The organism is Olavius algarvensis spirochete endosymbiont, from assembly GCA_900608495.1.
Lineage (GTDB): Bacteria > Spirochaetota > Spirochaetia > DSM-2461 > DSM-2461 > UBA2779.
Window position 1 is genome coordinate 1 of sequence record UWYT01000275.1, and the last position, 263, is coordinate 263.

Genomic DNA, 263 nt, shown 5'->3' on the forward strand with positions numbered 1-263 from the left:
AGGCGGTGGAAGTAGCGGCAACGAAAACAATGGAGGCGGTGGAAGTAGCGACAACGAAGACAATGGAGGCGGTGGAAGTAGCGACAACGATGGTGGTGGTGACTCAGGGGGCGGGGGCTATTCCGGTGGAACACCTGGTCCAATTTATTATCCTGGTCTTTACCCTGGTTATGGTGAGGATTTTCCCCCTGGTTTTCGTGACCCCCCTGGTTCAGACTCAGCCGGCTCGCCTCCCAACGGCAACGAAAACAATGGAGGCGGTG

At 56.7% G+C, this 263-nt stretch carries 1 protein-coding gene; it reads left to right on the top strand.

All coding sequences use genetic code 11. The features are described from left to right. Nucleotides 1-263: hypothetical protein (locus S1OALGB6SA_RS10370; RefSeq protein ID WP_195910385.1), on the top strand; the 263-nt coding region annotated here is incomplete at both ends.